The following is an 8,237-nucleotide window of genomic DNA, read 5'->3' as shown; positions in this document are numbered from 1 at the left end:
TCAGGGGATAGAGCAGGAGCCTTCTAATCTCTTGGTCGCAGGTTCGAATCCTGCCGGGGGCACTCCATTCACGACACGATGTCGGTGCCCGCCCGCATGCTCCTGCTGGCCACCCCTTTCCCTGCACCCGCTCTCCGCGTGCAGTGGTAAGCACTGCGTAGGGGCTCCATCCAGCGCCCCACAGGGTGAGGAGCGCAGATGACCACCGCAGAGTACGACGTGATTGTTCTTGGTGCTGGGGTTGCCGGCGAAAACGCTGCCGATAGAGCGGTGCAGGGCGGCCTGACCGCCGTCATCGTGGAACCCGAGCTTGTGGGCGGCGAATGCTCGTACTGGGCGTGCGTGCCCTCGAAAGCTCTGCTGAGGCCGGCGCAGGCGATGCGCGCTGCCCAGAGGGTGAAGGGTGCGGCGGATGCCGTCACTGGCCCTCTCGACGTCGACGCCGTCTTTGAGCGCAGAGATTTCTTTGCGTCCGAGTGGGCGGATGCGGGGCAGGTCGAGTGGCTAGAAAGCGCAGGAATCGACCTCATCAGGGGGGCGGGAAGGTTGAGCGGGGAGCGTGAGGTGACCGTCGCCCTCGGTGATGGGGGTGCGCGCAAGCTCCGCGCCAGGCACGCAGTGGTTGTAGCCACAGGGTCTCGTGCCGCGGTTCCCCGCATAGCAGGCCTGGCAGAAGCACAGCCGTGGACCAGTCGCGAGGCGACGAGTGCGCCGACGGCCCCCACGAGCCTGGTGATCATCGGCGGCGGTGTTGTCGCGGCCGAGATGGCAACGGCGTATGCGGGCTTCGGCACCGAAGTAACGATGCTTGCCCGGGGCGGGATCCTGACCGCGATGGAACCCTTCGCGGGGGATCGAGTGGCCGATTCGCTCCGCGCGATGGGAGTGGTCATTCACGAGAATGCCGAGACCCACTCCGTGAAGCGCGAGGGCGACACCGCGACGGTGACGCTCGTGGACGGTCGCTCCATTGATGCGGAAGAGCTGCTGGTGGCAACAGGGCGGGAGCCCCGGACATCAGATATCGGCTTGGAGACGGTGGGGTTGACCCCCGGCGAGTGGATCGCCACCGACGACACCATGCGGGTGCAGGGCAATCATTGGCTCTACGCCGTCGGAGACGTTACCCACAGAGCCCTGCTTACCCACCAGGGCAAGTACCAAGCCAGGGCGGCAGGGGATGTGATCGCCGCACGGGCGGCGGGCACCGCGATCGACGATGCGCCGTGGGGCAGACATGTGGCAACGGCTGACCACGTTGCGGTACCGCAGGTTACGTTCACAGATCCCGAGGTCGCGTCCGTTGGGCTCACCGCTCACACAGCGCGCGCAGCCGGTCTCCCGGTTGACGTGATCGACTACGACCTGGGGGCAGTATCTGGCGCTAGCCTGCGCCAAGACCACTACGAGGGGGCGGCCCGGATGGTCGTCGATCGAGAGCGATCAGTGATCGTGGGCGCCACGTTCGTCGGCGCCGATGTTGCCGAACTATTGCACGCCGCCACGACCGCGATCGTGGGCGAGGTGCCGCTCAGTAGGTTGTGGCACGCTGTCCCCGCGTTTCCCACTATGAGCGAGGTGTGGCTTCGTCTGCTGGAGGGATACGGGCGAGATTCTGCGCAGTCGACCTAGTAGGTGGTCTCGGGATTGATGCGCTGGCGAACAGTTCCGGCCGAGACCGGGGCTGCAGCCGCATCGTCCGACGTGGGAGTGTTTCCCTCATCCACCGACAGTGGACGAACGGACGGCACCACAAACTTGGGCACCTCCGGGGCGGCTTGGGCAGGGATTGCCTTCTGTGATGGCTCGGGCACGTCGGCGGTGGTCGCATCTGCGGTCGATGAAGCGGGCCAGGCGGCGGAGTCGCGCGAAGGCCACGGTGCGGATGCGGTGGCCGGTTCGTCGGCCGGCGCCGTGGCCGGTGCGGTTGCGGGCGCAGGGGCAGTCAGCGTCGCGGCGGGTGCTGCCGCAGGCGCAACCGGCGTGAACGTTGCGGGCAGCGCGTCCTCGACCTGGTTCTTGGCCCACTCCTGCTGCTTCGCTACGAGATCCTTGTCCGCAAGGCTCGACTCGTATGCCCAGGTTTCGAGGTCGCTCTTGAACAGCTTCTTGGCGCGGCTCGGGCGTCCCTGCCATTCGACAAGGCGGTCACGAAAATCAATGAGTGACTGGTCGGCCTGAAAGCTAAAGGAGACCGAGTTCTTCTTCATCTCGTCGATCTCATGGGCGGCCCAGTCTGCTGCCATCGCACTGCCGGCAAGGGGCAGCAGACGGATGCTCGTGTCGGCCTCATGAAAGAGGTGCTCGGCGTGCTGCTGCTCGGGCAACGACAGCGTGTTCCACTTGGCTGCTCGGCGCGCTGCGCTGATGATTGCGGTCACCGCGGTCGTGCGGTGCTCCCGGTCGATCAGGGCGATCGTGCGGCGGGAGGTCGACCTGCCGATGAGGGCGGCGATGAGTCCGGCCACGATGATCGCTACGAAGGGGATAACGGCGGTCGTAATGACCTCGCGCCCATCGGTTGAAGTGATCCAGTCGATCGTGTCATTCCACCATTGCATGGGCAGAGCCTAACGTCCACGGGGCGAACGTACCGGTCTACCGGCTGCGTGTCGCGGAAGGCGGGGCGGCATCGGGGATAGCCAGGTCGGCGTCGATCACTTTGTTCTGCCGCGCGGTTTGTGCGATAACAACACCCAGCAGCACGAGCCCAGCACCTATGGTCTGCACCGTGTCGAGGCCCTCACCGAGCCACGCCCACGCAAAGAAGAAAGCGAAAATGACCTCCGCTGTCGCAACGATGCCCGCTGCCGTCGCGCTCAGGTATCTCAGCGCGAGCAGGGAGAAGAAGAAGGGAGCGAAAGACCCGAGAAGCATGTTCCACAGCAGCGGAACCCACACCGGCACCATCACGGAGTCAAGGTTGCCCTGCAGAGAAACGGGGGTTGTGAACAGCCCCGGGTCGATTGTCCACCACTCGCTAAACAGGAGCCAAAAAAGTGTGGCGAACGTCATCGTCCAGAAGGCGACAGCCATGGGGGAGGACTTGGCGACTTCGCGCTCGCCTCCCAAGAAGTAGATCGTCAGCGACAGCGCTGCGGCGAAGGCGAAGGCCACCCCCACGGCGTTGAGCTCGCTATCCCACACTCTGGCGACGACGGTGAGACCGGCGAGCACGAGCGCGATGGCGATCCAGAGTCGCGCTCGCACCTTCTCTTTAAAGAAGGCCCACGCGATCACCGCCACCATGAGCACTGCGGTGTATTCAATGAGGAGGGTGATTCCCACGGGCAGCAGACTGATCGCTGTCGCATACGTGAACTGGAGGAGGGCGACTCCGGTCACACCGAGGAGGGCCAGAATGAGCACCTGGCGGAGTGAAATCTTAAAGGCGGCACGGTCACGCATGAGCAAAAATGCTGCGGCGATCACCGCGGTTGTGGCGACTCTAACCAGGGTGAGCTGCGCAGGGGTGAGCCCGGCTTCGATCACGACCCGGGTCACGCTGCCATTGACGCCGAACAGCACAGCGGCGAGCAGAGCGTAGAGGTAGCCCATCGCGGTTAGTTGTCCACATCAATCACGGAATAACAGTAGGGCCGCCGGGGTTCTCCTCCCGTGAGGCCGCTACCAAAGTGAGCCCGTGTCTAACGTGAAATGTAGGGTGACCCCATGGAGACTTTCGTCGTCGCAGGAGGGTGCTTTTGGTGCCTGGATGCCGTGTACAGAACGCTCAAGGGTGTGAGTTCCGTCGTATCTGGCTATACGGGTGGCAGCGTGCCCAACCCCAGCTATGAGGCGGTATGCACGGGTACGACAGGGCACGCCGAAGCGGTCGCCGTAACGTTTGACCCCGCCGTGATTCCCGCGCAGGTAATCCTGGACGTGTTCTTCACGTTGCACGACCCCCGGCAACTCAACCGACAGGGCAACGACGTTGGCACCCAATACCGCTCCGCGATGTTCTATCAGAACGAGGCCCAGCGCGAGCTCTTTGAGGAGGCTCGCGAGCGCGCATCCGAGATCTGGGGTGGCGGGGTGGTCACCGAGATCGTTCCACTCGGGGAGTACTTTGTCGCCGAGGAATACCACCAGGACTTCTTCGCCAAGAACCCCGGCCAGGGGTACTGCATGGCCGTGGCCCTGCCCAAGGTGAACAAGGTGCGCAAGAGCTTCTCGGAGTACGTGCTCGCCTCGTAGCTTCGTAGCGTATGGCCAGGTTTTCCGCCGTTCTCGCTGGGAGTGCGCTGAAATCCGCGCCACTCCCGGGACGGAGTCGTAGGGTCGAGGCACCGCGAGAAAAGGGGCAATCGTGAGCGATGTCACACTGACAGGCAAAACCTGGGTCGCATTTGGCCCGGCTGGAGCCGTTGGATCTGTTCATTCCGCCGAGGGCGGCTATACCTTTCGCCTACTCAACGATGCCGACTACAGAGGCATCTATCCGACGCTCGATATCGCCAAGAGCGCCCTCCACGCAGCCCTCCTTCCCGGGTCGCCCTGGCCCGAGTTTCGGGAGCACTGACGTTTTTCGAGAGCACTGACGTTTTTCGGGAGCACTGAAGTTCCGGCAGCGTGACTGCACCTCCTCCCCAGCCCCGTGCATCTCGTCGCATCCCCGGCTGCGCTAGCCGCCGCTAGACGCCAGCCCAGGGGAGTCGAGACTGGGCCGCATGACAGACACAATTTCACTCAGCGGCCTTGTGGCCACCCACCCCAAAGTTGTGACAACGGCCGAGGGACTATCCATAACGAGCTTTAGGCTGGCTTCAACCCAGCGGCGGTACGACCGCGCAAAGCAGTCCTGGGTTGATGGCGACACCAACTGGTACACGGTGACGGCGTTCCGCAGGCTCGCATCAAACGCTGCGCAGTCTCTGGCAAAAGGGCAGCGGGTGCTCGTTGCCGGGCGCATTCGATTGCGTGAGTGGACCAGCGAAGATCGCAAAGGTCTCACGGTTGAGATTGAGGCCGATTCTCTCGGGCATGACCTCACGTGGGGAGTCGCGCAGTTCAGTCGCAACTCGGTTGTCGTTTCGGTGCCCGCAGACGTCGAAGCGAACGCGGCGCTGCTCGCCAGTGACGCCGGAGTCGGGGCATCGTCCGACGCCGAGGCGAGGGAGCGTGCTCCAGAACCCAACGGCACCGCCTCTGGATGGGCCACGCCGGGGCAGGAGTCGAGTGATAGGGCGGATGCCGACGCGCTGCCCTTCTGAGACCCGCTGCCGTTCTGAGCCTGTGGCCCGATCGAGAGACGGAGAGTGTGCGCCCGGCTTCCAGCGGAGCCCACGAGCGGTTGAGCCTTCTAGAATCGTCTCGATCACGGGCAGGTTTAGCCCCGTGCGGCGTAGGGAGCCACGTGCGGTCACATCTGGTGCGAATGACACCGAGCGGGCGCTCGACGGTGGCAGTCGCGGCGATTGCGACGGCTCTCGCTCTCGCTCTGGTCGGGTGCACGGCACCCGTCGAGAAGCCCGCGTCATCCTCGGTTCCCGGCGTGCCGTCAGAGAGCACCGAAATCCCAGCGAAGAAACCGGAGTTTGTTCCTGGAGGCGGCGCAAGGGAGAACCGCGACTACTTCGACTACGTCTTAGGCAAGCACTTTGTAGAGGGTGGCGCCGCGGATGGAGTTTCGGTAGTCGCTGTTCTTGTTCACGCCGGGTGGACTAAGGACCAGCTCGAGATCACCCCGGACACGACCCCCCTGGGGAATGCGACGGATGCCATCACGGTGGCCGTTCGCCTTGCCGACGGGTGCCTCATCGGCCAATGGGGCGGCGAATACTCCAGTTCGCTCATGCCCGTTCTCGCCACGGGCACGTGTTTGGTCGGCGCAACCCGCCCGATCGACTGGTAAAGGTCCCGGCTCCCGGCGAGCCCCCAGAGTTGCCGGTATCCTCGATGATGCGAGCGATGTGTCATCCTTCGCGATAAGCCAGGGCTTGCCGGGCATACGAAAAGTTTAGGAAAAAGAGTGGCCGAATACATTTACTCGATGGTCCGCGCCCGCAAGGCGGTCGGCGACAAGCTGATTCTCGATGACGTCACCATGGCATTCCTGCCAGGGGCGAAGATCGGAATGCTCGGCCCGAACGGCGCCGGAAAGTCCACGATTCTCAAGATCATGGCGGGCCTCGACACCCCGAGCAACGGCGAGGCAAAGCTCACGCCCGGATTCTCCGTCGGCATCCTGATGCAGGAGCCCATTCTCGACGAGACGAAGACAGTGCTCGAGAACGTGCAGGAGGGTCTCGGCGAGATCAAGACCAAGGTCGACCGCTTCAACGAGATCTCCGCTGAGATGGCGGAGCCCGACGCGGACTTCGACAAGCTTCTCGCCGAAATGGGCACCCTTCAGGAGGCCATCGATGCGGCCGACGCGTGGGACCTCGACTCCCAGCTTGAGCAAGCGATGGATGCTCTCCGTTGCCCGCCGTCCGACTCCCAGATCGCGCACCTCTCCGGTGGTGAAAAGCGCCGCGTTGCGCTCTGCAAGCTCCTCTTGCAGAAGCCCGACCTTCTGCTTCTCGATGAGCCGACTAACCACCTCGACGCCGAGAGCGTGCTGTGGCTTGAGCAGCACCTCGCTCAGTACCACGGTGCCGTCATTGCCGTCACTCACGACCGGTACTTCCTCGACCACGTGGCCGAGTGGATTGCCGAGGTCGACCGTGGGCGCCTCTACCCGTACGAGGGCAACTACTCCACGTACCTGGAGAAGAAGGCCGAGCGCCTGAACATCCAGGGCAAGAAAGACCAGAAGATGGCCAAGCGTTTGGCCGAGGAGCTCGATTGGGTTCGGAGCAACGCGAAGGGCCGCCAGACCAAGTCGAAGGCGCGTCTTGCCCGATACGAGGAGATGGCTGCGGAGGCTGAGAAGACCCGCAAGTTGGACTTCGAGGAGATCGTGATCCCCGTGGGGCCGCGTCTCGGATCGCAGGTCATTGAGGCCAAGAACCTCAAGAAGGGCTTCGGCGAACGCATTCTCATCGACGGCCTCTCCTTCACCCTTCCCCGCAACGGCATCGTCGGCATCATCGGCCCGAACGGTGTGGGAAAGACCACGCTGTTCAAGACGATCGTCGGCCTCGAGCCCCTCGACGCTGGCGAGCTTAAGATCGGCGAGACGGTGCAGGTCTCCTACGTCGACCAGTCGCGTGGCGGCATCGACCCGAACAAGACCCTCTGGGAAGTTGTTTCGGGCGGCCACGACTTCATCCAGGTCGGCAAGACGGAGATCCCTTCGCGCGCCTATGTCTCGCAGTTCGGCTTCAAGGGGCCAGACCAGCAGAAGAAGGCCGGCGTGCTGTCGGGTGGTGAGCGCAACCGCTTGAATCTCGCGCTCACGCTCAAGCAGGGCGGCAACCTGCTGCTTCTCGATGAGCCCACTAACGACCTCGACATCGAAACCCTGTCGAGCCTTGAGAATGCGCTGCTCGAGTTCCCCGGTTGCGCCGTGGTCATCACCCACGACCGGTGGTTCCTCGACCGCATCGCAACGCATATCCTCGCCTTCGAAGGCACTGAGGCCAACCCGTCGTACTGGCACTGGTTCGAGGGCAACTTCGAGTCGTACGAGGAGAACAAGATCGAGCGCCTCGGCCCGGATGCTGCCAAGCCCAGCCGTGCCACCTACCGCAAGCTGACGCGCGACTAGGAGCCCTTTGCGCATTCACGTTCCCGTTCATCTGCGCTGGGGCGACCTCGACGCCTATAGCCATGTCAACAACGTCGAGATCTTTAGGGTGCTCGAAGAGGCGCGCGTGCGCGCCTTTTGGGCCCCGGATGATCCGGCGGAGGAGCGCATGCCGAGCGCAGTATTTGATTCGGCGGGCACATCGCTCAGCCTCATTTCGGGGCACCGGATCGAATATCTGCGCCCCATCGCGTACCAGAGAACACCTCTCGACGTGCAGATGTGGTTCTCGGGTCTCAGTGGTGCTCGGGCGACGATCGGCTATGAAGTCTTCGCGGCCGACCCCACCGTCGTGTGCGCGCGGGCGTCGAGCACGATGGTGTTTGTCGAGAGCGAGGACTACCGCCCCCGACGCATGACGCAGCATGAGAAGGATGCCTGGAGCCCGTACCTGGGTGAACCAGTCGCGTTCGTGTCACGACCGTAACAAGCGGCCTCTCTCCAGCACCCTGGTGCTGGAGTCTTTACGACAATGGGGGCCGGTCTTCGCAAGAAGATCGGCGCCCCTTGTGGATTTTTTGGTTAGAACCAGCCGAAAAGA

General features: G+C 63.6%; 9 protein-coding genes. 7 read left to right on the top strand and 2 right to left on the bottom strand.

The genetic code is table 11. The features are described 5' to 3' along the window. The first annotated feature begins 198 nt into the window (after window positions 1–198). A complete protein-coding gene (locus AC062T_RS01205; RefSeq protein ID WP_476026634.1) occupies window positions 199–1,632 on the top strand; it encodes a dihydrolipoyl dehydrogenase family protein in 1,434 nt (477 codons plus the stop codon). Here the strand turns inward: AC062T_RS01205 and AC062T_RS01200 are convergent. Together AC062T_RS01200 and AC062T_RS01195 are read right to left on the bottom strand one after the other, a co-directional pair. Beyond that, window positions 1,629–2,561, bottom strand: a complete 933-nt coding sequence (locus AC062T_RS01200) for a hypothetical protein (RefSeq protein ID WP_476026632.1) — start codon at window positions 2,559–2,561, stop codon at window positions 1,629–1,631. The two genes, AC062T_RS01205 and AC062T_RS01200, sit on opposite strands and share 4 nt — an antisense overlap. A 37-nt stretch (window positions 2,562–2,598) precedes the next feature. Continuing rightward, complete coding sequence (locus AC062T_RS01195) at window positions 2,599–3,558, bottom strand: DMT family transporter (RefSeq protein WP_476026630.1); 960 nt, start codon at window positions 3,556–3,558, stop codon at window positions 2,599–2,601. A 114-nt stretch (window positions 3,559–3,672) separates the two neighbouring features. On the opposite strand from AC062T_RS01195, the gene msrA reads away from it, so the two are divergent. From msrA to AC062T_RS01165, 6 genes are all read left to right on the top strand, one after another. Next, window positions 3,673–4,200 (top strand): peptide-methionine (S)-S-oxide reductase MsrA, encoded by a 528-nt coding sequence (gene msrA, locus AC062T_RS01190; RefSeq protein WP_476026628.1) that lies wholly within the window; start codon window positions 3,673–3,675, stop codon window positions 4,198–4,200. Between the two features lie 112 nt (window positions 4,201–4,312). Continuing rightward, window positions 4,313–4,525: a methyltransferase gene (locus tag AC062T_RS01185; protein WP_476026626.1), complete on the top strand. Its 213-nt coding sequence runs from the start codon at window positions 4,313–4,315 to the stop codon at window positions 4,523–4,525. A gap of 148 nt (window positions 4,526–4,673) precedes the next feature. Continuing rightward, the gene (locus AC062T_RS01180) at window positions 4,674–5,216 is read left to right on the top strand and encodes a single-stranded DNA-binding protein (RefSeq protein ID WP_476026624.1); all 543 of its coding nucleotides are present in this window, start codon (window positions 4,674–4,676) and stop codon (window positions 5,214–5,216) included. A 164-nt stretch (window positions 5,217–5,380) separates the two neighbouring features. Further along, the gene (locus AC062T_RS01175) at window positions 5,381–5,857 is read left to right on the top strand and encodes a DUF6993 domain-containing protein (protein ID WP_476026622.1); all 477 of its coding nucleotides are present in this window, start codon (window positions 5,381–5,383) and stop codon (window positions 5,855–5,857) included. A 117-nt stretch (window positions 5,858–5,974) separates the two neighbouring features. Continuing rightward, window positions 5,975–7,657: an energy-dependent translational throttle protein EttA gene (gene ettA, locus AC062T_RS01170; RefSeq protein WP_476026620.1), complete on the top strand. Its 1,683-nt coding sequence runs from the start codon at window positions 5,975–5,977 to the stop codon at window positions 7,655–7,657. 7 nt (window positions 7,658–7,664) lie between these two features. Next, complete coding sequence (locus AC062T_RS01165; RefSeq protein WP_476026618.1) at window positions 7,665–8,123, top strand: acyl-CoA thioesterase; 459 nt, start codon at window positions 7,665–7,667, stop codon at window positions 8,121–8,123. Window positions 8,124–8,237: the final 114 nt, after the last annotated feature.

This window comes from Homoserinimonas sp. (genome assembly GCF_056262345.1).
Note: the sequence above shows the minus strand (reverse complement) of the source record. Positions and strands in the feature narration are given on the sequence as shown.